The organism is Streptomyces sp. NPDC006739 (assembly GCF_042869815.1).
Classification (GTDB): domain Bacteria; phylum Actinomycetota; class Actinomycetes; order Streptomycetales; family Streptomycetaceae; genus Streptomyces.
Genome location: NZ_JBIAGM010000008.1, coordinates 1 through 13,194 on the forward strand (window position 1 = coordinate 1; position 13,194 = coordinate 13,194).

The 13,194-nt window shown below is 71.4% G+C and carries 13 protein-coding genes and 1 pseudogene; 7 read left to right on the top strand and 7 right to left on the bottom strand.

The features are described from left to right. Nucleotides 1-112: pseudogene (locus ACFYMM_RS17725) on the top strand (LacI family transcriptional regulator); the annotation flags it as partial. A 140-nt stretch (nucleotides 113-252) separates the two neighbouring features. Further along, a complete protein-coding gene (locus tag ACFYMM_RS17730) occupies nucleotides 253-675 on the top strand; it encodes a hypothetical protein (RefSeq protein WP_388387364.1) in 423 nt (140 codons plus the stop codon). A 169-nt stretch (nucleotides 676-844) separates the two neighbouring features. Here ACFYMM_RS17730 and ACFYMM_RS17735 read toward each other — a convergent pair whose 3' ends face one another. The 4 genes from ACFYMM_RS17735 to ACFYMM_RS17750 form a co-directional block, all read right to left on the bottom strand. Continuing rightward, nucleotides 845-1,333: a TetR/AcrR family transcriptional regulator gene (locus tag ACFYMM_RS17735; RefSeq protein ID WP_388387876.1), complete on the bottom strand. Its 489-nt coding sequence runs from the start codon at nucleotides 1,331-1,333 to the stop codon at nucleotides 845-847. 64 nt (nucleotides 1,334-1,397) lie between these two features. After that, entirely contained in the window at nucleotides 1,398-1,868 is a 471-nt protein-coding gene (locus ACFYMM_RS17740; protein WP_388387366.1) for a nuclear transport factor 2 family protein, read from the bottom strand. Nucleotides 1,869-1,912: 44 nt separating this feature from the next. Further along, the gene (locus tag ACFYMM_RS17745) at nucleotides 1,913-2,476 is read right to left on the bottom strand and encodes a hypothetical protein (protein ID WP_388387368.1); all 564 of its coding nucleotides are present in this window, start codon (nucleotides 2,474-2,476) and stop codon (nucleotides 1,913-1,915) included. 55 nt (nucleotides 2,477-2,531) lie between these two features. Then, complete coding sequence (locus ACFYMM_RS17750) at nucleotides 2,532-3,617, bottom strand: alpha/beta fold hydrolase (protein WP_388387370.1); 1,086 nt, start codon at nucleotides 3,615-3,617, stop codon at nucleotides 2,532-2,534. Nucleotides 3,618-3,857: 240 nt separating this feature from the next. Between ACFYMM_RS17750 and ACFYMM_RS17755 the strand changes: the two genes are divergently transcribed. Further along, the gene (locus tag ACFYMM_RS17755) at nucleotides 3,858-5,300 is read left to right on the top strand and encodes an aldehyde dehydrogenase (protein WP_388387372.1); all 1,443 of its coding nucleotides are present in this window, start codon (nucleotides 3,858-3,860) and stop codon (nucleotides 5,298-5,300) included. Nucleotides 5,301-5,824: 524 nt separating this feature from the next. Beyond that, on the top strand, nucleotides 5,825-6,016 hold the full coding sequence (locus tag ACFYMM_RS17760) for a hypothetical protein (RefSeq protein WP_388387374.1): 192 nt from the start codon (nucleotides 5,825-5,827) through the stop codon (nucleotides 6,014-6,016). Between the two features lie 73 nt (nucleotides 6,017-6,089). On the opposite strand, the gene ACFYMM_RS17765 is transcribed toward ACFYMM_RS17760, so the two are convergent. Beyond that, nucleotides 6,090-6,653, bottom strand: coding sequence for a CGNR zinc finger domain-containing protein (locus ACFYMM_RS17765; RefSeq protein ID WP_388387376.1), 564 nt, complete (start codon nucleotides 6,651-6,653; stop codon nucleotides 6,090-6,092). A 610-nt stretch (nucleotides 6,654-7,263) separates the two neighbouring features. Here ACFYMM_RS17765 and ACFYMM_RS17770 point away from each other — a divergent pair. The 3 genes from ACFYMM_RS17770 (at nucleotide 7,264) to ACFYMM_RS17780 (ending at nucleotide 10,956) form a co-directional block, all read left to right on the top strand. Then, nucleotides 7,264-8,469 (top strand): hypothetical protein, encoded by a 1,206-nt coding sequence (locus tag ACFYMM_RS17770; RefSeq protein ID WP_388387378.1) that lies wholly within the window; start codon nucleotides 7,264-7,266, stop codon nucleotides 8,467-8,469. A 234-nt stretch (nucleotides 8,470-8,703) separates the two neighbouring features. After that, nucleotides 8,704-10,059 carry a glycosyltransferase 87 family protein gene (locus ACFYMM_RS17775; RefSeq protein WP_388387380.1) on the top strand — a complete coding sequence of 452 codons (1,356 nt, stop codon included), beginning with the start codon at nucleotides 8,704-8,706 and terminating at the stop codon, nucleotides 10,057-10,059. Nucleotides 10,060-10,158: 99 nt separating this feature from the next. After that, complete coding sequence (locus ACFYMM_RS17780) at nucleotides 10,159-10,956, top strand: hypothetical protein (RefSeq protein WP_388387382.1); 798 nt, start codon at nucleotides 10,159-10,161, stop codon at nucleotides 10,954-10,956. Here the strand turns inward: ACFYMM_RS17780 and ACFYMM_RS17785 are convergent. Together ACFYMM_RS17785 and ACFYMM_RS17790 are read right to left on the bottom strand one after the other, a co-directional pair. Continuing rightward, on the bottom strand, nucleotides 10,937-12,316 hold the full coding sequence (locus ACFYMM_RS17785) for a sensor histidine kinase (RefSeq protein ID WP_388387384.1): 1,380 nt from the start codon (nucleotides 12,314-12,316) through the stop codon (nucleotides 10,937-10,939). The genes ACFYMM_RS17780 and ACFYMM_RS17785 overlap by 20 nt on opposite strands. Next, a complete protein-coding gene (locus tag ACFYMM_RS17790) occupies nucleotides 12,313-12,975 on the bottom strand; it encodes a response regulator transcription factor (protein WP_388387386.1) in 663 nt (220 codons plus the stop codon). Before ACFYMM_RS17790 ends, ACFYMM_RS17785 begins: the two co-directional genes overlap by 4 nt. Between the last annotated feature and the right edge of the window lie 219 nt (nucleotides 12,976-13,194).

The following is a 13,194-nucleotide window of genomic DNA, read 5'->3' on the forward strand; positions in this document are numbered from 1 at the left end:
GCTGGTGGAACGGCTCGGTGACCCCGACGCGCCGCCCCGGCACCACCTCCTGGCCCCGCCGATCTCCCTGCGGGCCAGCACCGGACCCGCCCGAGGCGCTACGGCGTCCTGACCGGGTGCGCCGATGCCGGCGGTGGGGGGCGGTCGGGGGTGTGCTCGACACGCGGCATGCTGCAATGTGGAGGAGTGACGTCGGCGTCGGCCTGCCACCGGTCGGTCGCGGCGCCCGGCAAGCAGCGAGGAGAAGAACGCTTGAGCGAGCACGACCGCCGCGAGGAAATCTGCCCCGACTGCCAGGCCACCGAAGCCGACATGGACGCCCGCATCATCGGCGCCGGCCGGGACAAGACCACGGGCGCGACGTACCCCGTCGTCACGTGGCACACACGGGACTGCCCCCAGTACACCGTCGACCAGATCCTCATCGAGGACGGTGTGCGGCGCGCCAAGGAGCGGGAGGCCTGGATGAGAGTGGCCTTTCCCGCAGCGCACGAGCGGCTGTCCAAGGCGGCGTCCGCGCTGGAGGACAACGAGGCGGCGGCGCCGTTCGTGGCCGCGCTCACCGAGCTGGTCGCCGCGCAGGCCCAGGACCTGGACCGTTTCGTGCCGCCCGACCGCTGGGCGCGGATCCTGGACCGGCACTTCCCGCCGGCCGACCAGGGGCCGACGGCATGACGGCCCCGCACATCAAGTCATTCGACTGTCGCCCCCGGCCTGAGCCCGAACGATCCTGCAACGGCCGCCCGCGTGCCGTTGCCGGGTGATCGTCCAGCTCGGAGGAGCCGGCCGTGAACCACACTCCCGTCGTCTTCATCCATGGCACCTGGCGCTGTGCGTCTGTCGGTCAGGACGTGCCCAGGCCGTTCAGCAGGGTGTCTACGACGACGTCCGCGGCCTGGCCCGGGGCCAGTTCGGGCAACTGCCGGGCCACGAGGTGCATGAGCTGGGGCAGCAGGGCGCCCGCCCATCCCTCCGGGAGACCGGGGCGCAGAAGGCCTTCGTCGGTGGCACGCCGGAGGAACGCGTCGACCTCGCGGACCGACGCGTCGCGCCGTGCGTGGACGGTGTCGTCGGCGAGCATGCGGGTGAGGTCGACGGGCCAGGTGCGGTTGACGGTGATGATGTTCTCGACGTAGCGGTGCAGGGCGACGGCGACGGGCGCCTCGCGCAGCCGGGCGCCCTCGATGGCCTCCTCGATGGCCGTCAGGCGGGATTCGTAGATGGCCGCCAGGAGGTCTTCGCGGGAGGCGAAGCGACGGTAGACGGTACGCCGGTCCACGCCTGCCTCGGCGGCGATGCTCGCGATGCTCGCGCCGGGGTCGGCGGCGAGCATGCGGGCTCCGGTGGTCAGGACGGCTTCCAGGTTGCGCGCGGCATCGGCTCTCACCGCACGGAGTCTATGGCTGTGCGGAGTTCCGCAGATGGCGGCTGACATCGCCGACGAGGCTGATGCGCACCCGGCGCTCCACGAAGCGCCACTGGTCCGATCGGCGCTCGAAGCGGTCGTGGTACCGGCCACCGGCGATGGGTTGCAGCGGCAGGCCGGGCAGCGCCTGGAAGACGGTGACGCAGGAACGCGAGACCGCGGTGCTCGCCCGTTCGTCGACCTCGATGACGACATTGGTCGTGACGTGCTGCGTTCGCGGCGTGCCGTCGTCGTGGACGATCACCGTGTCTCGGAACCACCTCTCGATCGCGTCGCGGCCGCTCACCGGTTCGCCGCTGCCGGTGAAGGTGGCGTCCGCGAGGAGGACGCCGAGTCCGGCGAAATCGCCGTCGTCGACGAGTTCGGCATAGCGTGCGAGGAGGTTCTCGATGGCCCGGTGGCTCGACGGCGGATGGGGGGACAGGTGGTGGGGCGTCGGCATGTCTTCCTCGCAGGGGGACGGGACTTCTTCCGGTGCTCGGGTGGTCAGGGTGTCCTGCCCTTCGTCCGGCCCGGGTGCGCGCGCCGCGCGGTCCTGGAGGCGAGGATGCGCAGGGCGTTGTGGGAGGGGCCGTCGGCCGGGGCGGTCAGGACCGTCAGGCGCTGCCCGGAGCCGTCGGAGCCGGTCCATGTGTCGCAGTCGAGGGTGAGATCGCCGACCAACGGGTGGCGGTACAGGTCGGTGGCGGTGGGGCCGTCGGCCTGCTGGTAGGTGACCGGGTCGAGGGCGTCGGGGAGGGCGGAGCCCGGGTACTTGCAGGTGACCGCCCTTGACGTGATCGAGGACCGTGCGCAGGGCGGTGGCGTCGGAGGCAGGGCCGCGGTGGGGGTTCCCCCCGGCGCGAGCGAAGCCGAGAGCCGGGGGAGGGTTCGCGGCGGCGACCACCGGAACGACGGTCGGCTTGGCGGGCCGGCCGGCGTCGGAGGACCCTGCGGTCCCGGTCTCGCCGTGGCGGTGCCGCTGAGGGCGAACGCGCCGAGCGCGAGACCCGCCGTGGCGGTCGCGACCGCACCGGTCACCAGTCGCTCGCGTCCACCCTTGGTACTCACAGGGCAGCTCAGAGGCGGTCGGCGTCGCGTCCACCCTTGGTACTCACAGGGCAGCTCAGAGGCGGTCGGCGTCGACCACGGCCTGGGCGAAGGTGGTGGGCGCTTCCTGCGGCAGGTTGTGGCCGACGTCCGCGATGGTGCGGTGCTCGTACGGCCCGGTGAAGTGGCCGCGGTAGGCGGAGCCGTCGCCGGGCGGGGTGAAGGGGTCGAGCGCCGCGTCGAGGGTGAGGGTGGGAACGCCGATCGTGGGCTGGGCCGCGAGCCGCTTCTCGTAGCGGTCGTAGCGGTGCTCACCCTCGACGAGGCCGATGCGCCAGCGGTAGTTGAAGAGAACGATGGCCGCGTAGTCGGGGTTCTCGAAGGCCTGGGCGGTGCGCGCGAAGGTGGCGTCGTCGAAGTCCCAGTTCGGGGAGACGAGGGTCCACACGTAGCGGCACAGTGCGATGCGCTTGTCGACGTTCTCCATGGCCTTCTTGCCGCGCTCGCTGGCGAAGTACCACTGGTACCACCAGTTGTGCTCGACGGCCGGGAGGGCGGGCTCCAACTGCGCCTTTCGGTCGGTGATGAGGTAACCGCCGGTGGACACGAGGGCCTTGACGCGCTCGGGCCACAGGGCGGAGACGATGTCGGCGGTGCGCGAGCCCCAGTCGAAGCCGGCGAGGACGGCCTGGTGGATCTTGAGAGCGTCCATCAGGGCGATGACGTCCAGCGCGATGGCCGACTGCTCGGCGGTTCGGGGAGTGTGCCGGGCCAGGAAGCGGGTGCTGCCGTGGCCGCGCAGGTAGGGAACGATGACGCGGTAACCCTGGTCGGCGAGGAGCGGGGCCACGTCGACGAAGCTGTGGATGTCGTACGGCCAGCCGTGCAGGAGGAGGACGACCGGGCCGTGGGCGGGCCCCGCCTCGGCATAGCCGATGTCCAGGACACCCGCCTTGACCTGTTTTGTCATGCCGAACCCGGTGTGGGTGCCCGGGGCGACGGTGGGGACGGCGGGGACCGGGGCGCCGCCCGGCGTGTGCGCGGAGGGCGCGGAGGGAGCGGCGGACGCGGCGGACGCGCTGGTCTGCAGGCCGGACAGGGAGGCCGCGGCCGCGCCGGTGCCGAGACCGACAGCCCTGTTGAAGGTGCGCCTGTTGAACATGTGAAGTCCTCCGTCGTGCGTTTCCGGCACATCGGCGGTGCGAGATCACCGCGGCTCTTGCTGCGATGACCCTGGCACGTGGTCCGTCACCTGTCAAACCGGTGACGAGCGTTACCGGCGCCCTTAGATGGCCATAAATGCCACTGTCACGCGTAAATAATTATAATAACTGCTACATTGAAGTGACAGTTGATGCTCCTGTCGAGTGGCCTGAACCGAACACCGGGAGAGAGGCGGCACGTGATCACCTACGACAGGCTTTTCATCGGAGGCTCCTGGGTCGAGCCGAGCGACACCAGGCTGCTCGACATCGCCTCGCCGCACGACCGGTCGGTGGTCGGGCGGGCCGCGCAGGCGCGGCCGGCCGACATCGACCGCGCACTCGCCGTGGCGCGGGCGTCCTTCGAGGCGGATGGGTGGCGTCTGGCCCCGCCGGCCGAGCGGATCGAGGTGCTGCGGCGGTTCAACGCGCTGCGCGAGGAGAACGCGGAGGGCATCGCGCACCTGATCTCGCTGGAGAACGGTTCGGCGGGCTGGTTCACCCGCGCCGGACAGCCCGGTCTGACCCGGCAGGCGAACGCCTGTCTGAAGGCGGCGGAGGAGTTCGGCTGGGAGGAGACCCTCGTGCCCTCCGACCCGGCGTCCCCGGTCCGCAGCGTGGTGCGCAGGGAGGCGATCGGCGTCGTGGCCGCGGTGATCCCGTGGAACTCGCCCTTCTCCTCGGCCACTTCGAAGATCATCCCGGCCCTGGTCGCGGGCAACTCCGTGGTCCTGAAGGTCTCTCCGGAGAACTCGTTGAGCATGGGCTTCCTGGCCGAACTGCTGGACCGGGTGGGTCTGCCCGAGGGCGTGATCAGCGTCTTGCCGGCGGACCGGGAGACCAGTGAGTACCTGGTGTCGCACAAGGAGGTCGACAAGATCGCGTTCACCGGCTCCACCCGGGCGGGCCGCCGTATCGCCTCGATCGCGGGCGAGCAGCTCAAGCGGGTCAGCCTGGAACTGGGCGGCAAGTCCGCCGCGATCATCCTCCCCGACGCCGACATCGAGAAGGCCGTCGCGGGCGTGAAGTTCGGCTCCCTGCTCAACAACGGCGAGTCGTGCATCGCCCAGACCCGGATCCTGGCCCCCCGCGGCCGGTACGAGGAGGTCGTGGCCGCGCTGAAGGAACTGGTGGACTCGCTGAAGGTCGGCGACCCGCGCGACCCGGACACCTTCATCGGCCCCATGATCCGCCCCGACCAGCAGGAACGGGTACGGGACTACATCCGGCTCGGCATCGAGGAGGGCGCCCGCCTGGTCGTCGGCGGTCCCCGGATCCCCGAGGGCCTGGAGAAGGGCAACTACGTCACGCCGACCGTCTTCGCCGACGTCGACAACTCCATGCGGATCGCCCAGGAGGAGATCTTCGGCCCGGTCCTGGTGGTCATCGCCTACGACGACGAGGACGACGCCGTCCGCATCGCCAACGACTCCGAGTACGGCCTCTCCGGCGGCGTCTGGTCCTCCGACGAGGAACACGCCCTGGCGGTCGCCCGCCGTGTGCGTACCGGAACCGTCACCGTCAACGGCGCCTCCGTCGGCTTCGACGGCCCCTTCGGCGGCTTCAAGGCCAGCGGCATCGGCCGCGAGTACGGCGCGGTCGGGCTCGGCGCCTACACCGAGTACAAGACCATCACCGTCTGAAGAGCGTGGGCGGCTCCGGGACCGCGCCGTGCGCTGGTGTGCCGCATGCTCCGCATCGAACGCGAGGAACAGGCACGATCAGCAGGCGCGGACCGACCCGGGCCCTGGTGGCGGCGGCGACGGCGGTTGGAGCGACCGGCTTCACCAGGCGGGCCACAGCACTCGCGGACGCACCGCCGACCCTGGGGAGCGCACCCGATCTGGGCCCGGTGCGCCACGGCCGCACCGACGCCGCCCTCGACCGACTGGGGCGGACGGGTCGGTGGCGTCGCCGCGGCGCTGTGGCCGGAGCGCTGCGGCGGCCTGGTCTCCGTGGGCGGCTACCTCCGGCCGCAACATCCCTCAGGAGCGGCCCGAGGCCTTCACCGCCGCGATCCTGGAGGGCGCCGCCATGGGATGAGCTGTCCGCTCCCGCTAGGCATTCGTCACCGCCTTGACAGGTGATGAACGAGAAGAGCATGCTCCTGGGGGCTCAAGGAAGCGAAACAGGACGCCGTCCACGACCGACGAAGTGGAGCACGACCATGAACGAGGAGTTCGGTGCGGACGCCGCCGCGGCGGCACGACACGCGCGATACGGCAGCCTTCCCGAGCGCATCCGCTTCGAGGACATGACCGAAGAGGTCGAGGTCGCGGGCGGCGGGGTGAACGCGTCGTACGACCCCGAAGGCTCGTGGAAGTCCTCCTCGTGTCTCGCCCTGGATCTGGGCCTGTAGGTTTCCCGCTCACCGGCCAGGCGTCCCTGGACCGGCTGGACCGGGGTGCGCGGGACGGAGCGCTGCTGCCGAGTCAGCGCGCGGTCGCGACGGACGCGTCCTTCTTGCGGGCGCGGTAGGCGGCGGCCTTGATCCTGTTGCCGCAGGACTCCATGCCGCACCACTGGCGCCGCATGCCCCGGGAGCGGTCGATGTAGACCCGGGTGCACTCAGGGTTGCCGCACTCCTTCATCAGGGGGACGTCCGGGCCGCTGAGCAGGTCCACGGCCTGCCGTGCGACGGTCGCCAGCGCCTGCTCGGGTGTCGCGTCGGTGTGCCGTCCGGCCATGGTGAGCTGCGGCGTCACGGGAGCCTTGCGCGCGGCGGCGTTGACCACGGCGAGCGCTTCGCGGTGGAAGTCCTCGCCGAGCCGGCGGTTCGTGACGAGGCGGTAGACGGCCTCGCGCACCGTCGTGGCCTCCCGGACGTCGTCCTCCGTGCCGGGAGTGATCGTGTCCACCAGGCCGGACTCCAGGTACCAGGCGTTCAGCCGTTCGGGCGTCACGAACATCTCGAACCGGGCCGAGCGCCGGGCCCGAAGGGTGGCCGCGAAGTCGAGGGCCGGGTGTCCGCACACGAATACATGGTCAAGATTCACATCACCATCCTGACAGGTGACTTTTCTTGAGGCAAGAAGCGTCACCGTCCGAGGAGGTGCTGCTGGCGGTGGCGGAAGAGGGCGGTTCCCGGAGGGCCGACGTCGAGCACGGCAAGGCGCCCAGGACCCTGCCCGCCACCCTGGTCAACGCCTCCGGGCAGAGCGTCATCCGTGACCTGTGCGGCCACCCGCGGGTATCGCGCTACGACGGCCACGGCTCCCCGGCCGTCGCCTCCGGCTTCCGGTGCGGCCCCCGCCCAGGCACTGACCGCCCAGGCACTGACCGCCCGGCACTGACCGGCCCGACTCCTCGGCCCGTCCCGGTGCCTCGTCAGCCGACGCGATAGCGCACCGGGAGGGACAGAACGCCGCGGATGATGCCCGAACCGATCCAGGCCAAGGAGTCGACCGGACGAAGGGCATGGGCAGTCAGGATGCGTTCAGGTACCCGATGACACAGTCGGGCGGCATGACCTATGAAACGTCTGAGAGCCCAGTGGTTCCCGGGACAGGCACCCAGCAAGGAGAGCACCAGCGAGCCGGTGGGCCGTCGGCCGGGGCGGCCTCTCACCGCCGTTCCTCGAATGGTCTTGGCACGCCCGCCCGGCAGATGCTGAACAAGGTTCCCGAGGTCACGATCTGGTTCTGGATCATCAAGATCCTGTGCACCACGGTCGGCGAGAGCTTCGCCGACTGGATCAACATGAACCTCGGTGTCGGCCTGATCAACACCGCATTGATCTTCACCGTCGTGCTGGCGGGCGTCCTGGGCTGGCAGCTCAGCACCAAACGCTACATTCCGTTCGTCTACTGGCTCACCGTCGTCGTGGTGAGTGTGACCGGCACTCTCTACACCGACATCCTCACCGACAGCCAGGGCGTCCCCCTCGCACTGAGCAGCAGCGTGTTCGCCGTCGTCCTCGCCGTGGTCTTCGGAATCTGGTACGCGCGTGAGCGGACCCTGTCGGTCCACACCATCACCACCCGCCCCCGAGAGCTGTTCTACTGGCTCGCGGTCCTGGTCACCTTCGCCCTCGGCACCGCCACCGGCGACTGGACCCTGGACCTGACCGGCTGGACCCCGGGCGTCTCGGTGCTCCTGCCCCTCGGTCTGATCGTCGCGATCGTCGCCGGGTGGCGCCTCGGCGCCAACGCGGTGCTCTCCTTCTGGCTGGCCTACATCCTCACCCGCCCGCTCGGCGCCAACCTCGGCGACTGGCTCGGCTCGCCCGGCGGCGACGGCGGCCTGGGCCTCGGCACCGCGGTGACCAGCGTGATCTTCCTGGCCGCGATCCTCGCCACGGTCGTGTACCTCACGCTCAGCCGGAGCGACGTGATCGAGACCCACGAGCTCACGGACACGCCGAAAGCGGTGAACCCGGCGCGCGAGCGGATCATGCTCGGGTACTACGCCGTCGTGGCGGTCGCCACCGCGGCGCTTCTCGTCTGGGCGAACGGCCGGCCCCACGCGGCCGCGGCCAGCGAGAGCGACAGCCCCGCGCCGGTGACCACGCACCTCAGCCCGAAGGAGGCGACGTCGCCGTTCCCTCCGGCCGAGATCGCCAAGTTCCGCACGATCACCGCTGACACCCTGGCAAAGCTCGATGCGGGCAACCAGCAGGCCGCGACCGCCCGGGTGAAGGACCTCGAGACCGCCTGGGACGACGGCCAGCCCAGCCTCGAGCCCAAGAGCGAGAAGGCGTGGCACTTCCTCGACGGCGAGATCGACCAGGTCCTGCAGGCACTGCGTGCCCCCAGCCCGGACAAGGCCACCGAGGCCAAGGCGCTCAACACGCTCCTCACCTCACTCGGCTGACGACCGCGACGCCGACCGCCCCGACACATCCCCCGCGTCGGGGCAGTCGGCGTCCCGCGCTGCGATGTCGCGCGCTTGAGCCGCCGGTCTCGGGGAAGGCGCTGCACATTCCGACCGCCGGCCGAGCCAACGGGGCCGCCCACTGAGCCGTCCTCACGGGTGATACCGCGCACGGAGAGGCGACGACGAACCGCGCGCCGCAGAGCCATGACCCGAGTACGACCGAGGCCGACCTTGACGACAGACGACAACGAACGGACTCTGCGCACCGCGGACCGGGGCAGGGCGGTCGCGCACGCGCCTCGGACCGGTGACGGACACCCGCTGCCGTACGCATCGGTGTGGATGGCCGCGGCAGGCGTCTTCCTGTTCGGGCTGGTGGGCGCGAGCGCGCCCAATCACAACACGCTGCGGGCCGCCGTCACCTGGCTCCGGCTGCCCGCCATGTCGGGCACCGTCTCCCAGGTGGCCACGTCCGTCGCGATCGTGCTGTCGTGTGCCGGAACGCTCGGCATGCTCAACGCCCAGGGCCGCGGCTGGAGGCCGGACCCCCGCACTCTGTTCCGCGCCGGTGCGTTCGCCGTGCTCCTGGTCGCCGATCTCACCCCGATCGGTTCCTCCGACACCGCCAGTTACGCCGCCTACGGCCGTATCGCCGCACTGGGCGGTGATCCGTATGTGACGACTCCGGCCCAGCTGGGCGGCGCCTACGCCCATCTGGTCAGCGACGCGTGGCGCGACACCCCGTCGGTGTACGGGCCGGTCGGCACCTGGTGGCAGGCCGCTGCCGCGTTCGTCGGCGGGGGCCAGCCCTGGCTGACCATCTGGGCGCTGATGCTCGTCAACGCGGCCGTGTTCCTCGCCACCGGCTATCTGCTGATGAGGACCGCCGACGACCCGGTACGGGCGGCGTTGCTCTGGAGCGCCAATCCGCTGCTGATCGGCGTGCTGGCCGGCGGCGGACACCTGGACACGGTCATAGCCGCCCTGGCCGTCGCCGCCGTCCACGTGGCGCGCAGGGCGAGCGGATGGCGCGAGGACCTGCTCGTCGGCGCACTGGTGGGCCTGGCCTGCGGCGTCAAGATCAGTGCCGCTCTGGTCGGCGTGGGTGTGGTGTGGCCGTTGCTGTGCCGCGGGCTGTGGCAGCGGGCGTTCCGGGTGGCGGGCACCGCCGCGCTGACGCTGGCCGTTCTCTACGGCGGGTACGGTCTGCACGCCCTCGATCCGCTGACCGAGGCCGCGCACATGGTGTCCAGGCCCTCACTGTGGGCCGTGTTCGAACAGGTCGCGGCCGATCTCGCGGGGCTCGGCACGGCCGCGACGGCCGTCGGCGTTCTGTGGCCGGTGCTGATGCTGGGGCTCGCCCTGGTGGTGCACCGGTACCTCCCCGCGGAGGCCCCCGCCGCCGTCACCGTGCCGTTCGCGCTCGCCTTCGCCTGGATTCTCACGGCACCCTGGTCGATGCCGTGGTACGCGGCTCTGCCCTGTGCGCTGGCGGCGCTGTTCCGTCACGTCCGCCTCACCCAGGCGCTCCTCGCGGCGACCGCGGTCCTGGCGCTGCTCAACAACGGCGGCGGCCACGGGTGGTGACATCGGGCGGTACGGCCGTACCGGGCGCCGGGCGGAACGCGAGTGAGCCGCGCGGCCAGTCAGGATGTGTTCAGGTATGCGGTGGCACGGTCGCTGTCCATGACCCAGGAGACTTCCGCGACACCCCTCGGCCCCGAGGCCGAAGCACCCGCGCGGCACCAGCCGCGCAGGATCAGGGTGCCCGAAGTCACGCTGCGTTTCTGGATCACCCAGGTGCTCTGCACCACGGTCGGGCAGACCGCGGCCGACCTGCTGAACGAGAAGACCGGACTCGGCCTGACCGGTGTGACCGTGTCGATGAGCACCCTGCTGGCCGTGGCGCTGGTGGCGCAGTTCGGCACGAGCGCCCACCGGGCCGGTGTCTACTGGCTCGCCGTGGCCCTGACCGGCGTGGTGGGCACGCTGGTCAGCGACGACCTCACCGACACCATGGGCGTGCCGCTGGAGACGACCACGACGGCGTTCGCGATCGCCCTCGCGGCCGTCTTCGTCGTCTGGTACCGGCGCGAGCGGACGCTGTCCCTCCACCACATCGACACGACGAGCCGGGAGTCCTTCTACTGGATCGCGGTCCTGTTCGCCTTCGCTCTGGGCACCGCCGCCGGTGATCTGGCCGCCGAGCGCACGGGCCTCGGGTACTGGCTCTGCGCCGCCCTGTTCGCGGCAGCCATCGCCGCGGTGACCATCGCGCACTTCGCGCTGGGCCTGGACGCGGTGTGGAGCTTCTGGATCACCTTCGTCCTCACCCGCCCGCTCGGCGCCTCCACCGGTCACTACCTCTCCGAGCCGGCCGGACACGGCGGGCTCGGGCTGGGCACCGTGGTGACCAGCGCCCTCTTCCTGGCGGTCATCCTCGGCCTGGGTTTCCGGGACGCGGTCACCCGGCGGGCAGGCTGACCGTGAACTTGGCCCCGGGCGCGTGCCCGGGGACGTAGGACACCTCCCCGCCGACGGCGCGGGCGAGGCGCCGCGCGAGCGGCAGGCCCAGGCCCGCGCCGTCGTGTCCGTCGCCGGAGTCGGCCCGCCGGCCGGGCTGGAACAGTTCTCCCACGAACGTCTCCGGCACACCGGGCCCGTCGTCGACGACCTCGATCCGCACGGTGCCGGCCACCCGCCGGGCGGACACGGTCACCCGGGAGCGGGCGTAACGGGCGGCGTTGGCGAGCAGGGGGCTCACGATGCGTTCGAGGAGAGCGGGGGCCACCCCTGCCTCCAGCGCCGGCGCCTCGGCCTCCACGACGATCTTCACCGCGTCCGGGGTGGGGAGGCCGTCGAGCAGGCGGCCCAGGACGGGCACGACATCGGTCGCCCCGGGGGTCGTCGCCGGGTTCAGCGCGTTCTCCCGGGCCTCGTTGAGAAGCGTGTCGCATATGGTCCGCATGGACTGGGCGGCGTCGGCGATCACCTCATGGGTGGCGCGGGTCTCGGCGTCGCCGCGCGGACGGGTCCGCCACCAGTCGAGTTCCATGATGATCCGGGTCAGCGGTGTGCGCAGTTCGTGGGACAGCTCTCCGGTCAGCTGCTGTTCGTGGCGCAGCACGGTCCGGATGCGGTCCAGTAGCTGGTCCAACGAGGCTCCCAGGCGGGCGAGTTCGACCGGATGCTCCTCCGTGCCGAAACGCTCGTCGGAGCCAGTGGCGCTCCACTGGGTGGCCTGGTCGGTCATCGTCCCGACCGGCCGCAGGGCCCGGCCGACGGACAGACGGGTGAGCGCGTAGGTGCAGCCGAGCATCACGGCGTCGAGGACCAGCGATCCCAGCAGCAGGGTGTCGGCCGAGCTGCGATACGGCGAGAGGTCCAGGGCCGTGACGACGGCGGCGGAGGCATGGCGGCCGCGCAGGGGGTGGGAGCACAACCTCGCGGGCGGGTGACCGTGGGCCTGGACGGTGGTGCAGGCGTGCCGGTGCTGCGCGGCCAGCCGGTCGGCGGCCTGCGTCAAGGCGCCGGAGGCGGACGGCGGCTCCTCCAGCAGGTGGCTGCCGGCGTAGATCCAGACGTTGGTGTCGAGGAGACGGTCGTTGACGGTTTCCAGGACGCGTACCCGCGGGCCGCTGGTGTCGATCGTCGTGGCGACCGCCGCCGCCCGGTTGCGGAGTTCGTCGTCGGCCTGGTGCTGCAGATGCCGGTCCATGACGGCGTTGAACACCACGGTCAGGATCGTCATCAGCAGGGCTGCGGTGGTCAGCGCCACGAGAGAGAGCCGGCCCCGCAGGGTGCGCGGGGCGAGGCGGTGGAACACCCGGGCGGCACGGTTCATGACAGGCGGTGTCCGATCCCCCGGGCCGTACCGATCGCCAGGCCGCTGCCCGCCTCCCGGAGCTTGCGGCGCAGCCGGCTCAGATACTGGTCCAGGGTGTTGTCGCTGACCTGGGCGCCCTCCGGCCAGCCGGCCCGCACCAGGTCACGGCGGCGCACGAGAGCACCGTCCGCGGCGACGAGCGTCGCCAGCAGCCGGAACTCGGTGGGGGACAGGGCGATGCGAGTGCCGTGCACGCTCACGCTGTGATCCACCGCGTCCAGAACCAGGTCTCCGGCCGAGGCCACCGCCGTGCCGGCCCCCCGTCTGATGACGGCTCTCAGCCTGGCGGCGAGTTCGGCGAGGTGGAACGGCTTGGGCAGGTAGTCGTCACCGCCGGCCGAGAAGCCGGCCAGCCGGTCGGTGAGCTGCTGCCTGGCGGTCAGGAAGATCACCGGGGCGAGGAAGCCGTTGGCCCGCATCGCCTGGCACACGTCCCGTCCGTCGGAGTCGGGCAGGCCGACGTCCAGGACGGCCGCCGCGATGTCCGCGCCGGCCAGCCGCAGCGCGGTGGCGCCGTCGGCGGCGAGAACGGGCTCGAAGTCCTCGTCGTACAGGCCGCGGCGCAGCACATCCCGCAGGGCGTGATCGTCCTCGACGATCAGGATCTTGGGGCGCATGATCCTCCCTGGGGCTTCCGGCGGCTGCCGCGCCACGCCGCGCGCGTCGCTGTCACTGCCACCAGTGTGCCGAAGGCCGCGGCCCCGACGGCCGTCTGCGAGGGTAGGTGCGGCGGGCTGGTCATGGTGGCCTTTCCTGTGGAGCTCTCGCGTGTGAACGAACACCCGGGAACGATCGACCGCTCCGAAGCAGACGGTCTACAAAACTGTAGACGAACG

What these genes read in the sequence shown, in the direction of transcription:
- ACFYMM_RS17735 (WP_388387876.1), bottom strand. Translation starts at nt 1,333, where the DNA reads ATGCTCGCCGCCGACCCCGGCGCGAGCATCGCGAGCATCGCCGCCGAG.
- ACFYMM_RS17740 (WP_388387366.1), bottom strand. Translation starts at nt 1,868, where the DNA reads ATGCCGACGCCCCACCACCTGTCCCCCCATCCGCCGTCGAGCCACCGG.
- ACFYMM_RS17750 (WP_388387370.1), bottom strand. Translation starts at nt 3,617, where the DNA reads ATGTTCAACAGGCGCACCTTCAACAGGGCTGTCGGTCTCGGCACCGGC.
- ACFYMM_RS17760 (WP_388387374.1), top strand. Translation starts at nt 5,825, where the DNA reads ATGAACGAGGAGTTCGGTGCGGACGCCGCCGCGGCGGCACGACACGCG.
- ACFYMM_RS17770 (WP_388387378.1), top strand. Translation starts at nt 7,264, where the DNA reads ATGCTGAACAAGGTTCCCGAGGTCACGATCTGGTTCTGGATCATCAAG.
- ACFYMM_RS17780 (WP_388387382.1), top strand. Translation starts at nt 10,159, where the DNA reads ATGACCCAGGAGACTTCCGCGACACCCCTCGGCCCCGAGGCCGAAGCA.
- ACFYMM_RS17785 (WP_388387384.1), bottom strand. Translation starts at nt 12,316, where the DNA reads ATGAACCGTGCCGCCCGGGTGTTCCACCGCCTCGCCCCGCGCACCCTG.
- ACFYMM_RS17790 (WP_388387386.1), bottom strand. Translation starts at nt 12,975, where the DNA reads ATGCGCCCCAAGATCCTGATCGTCGAGGACGATCACGCCCTGCGGGAT.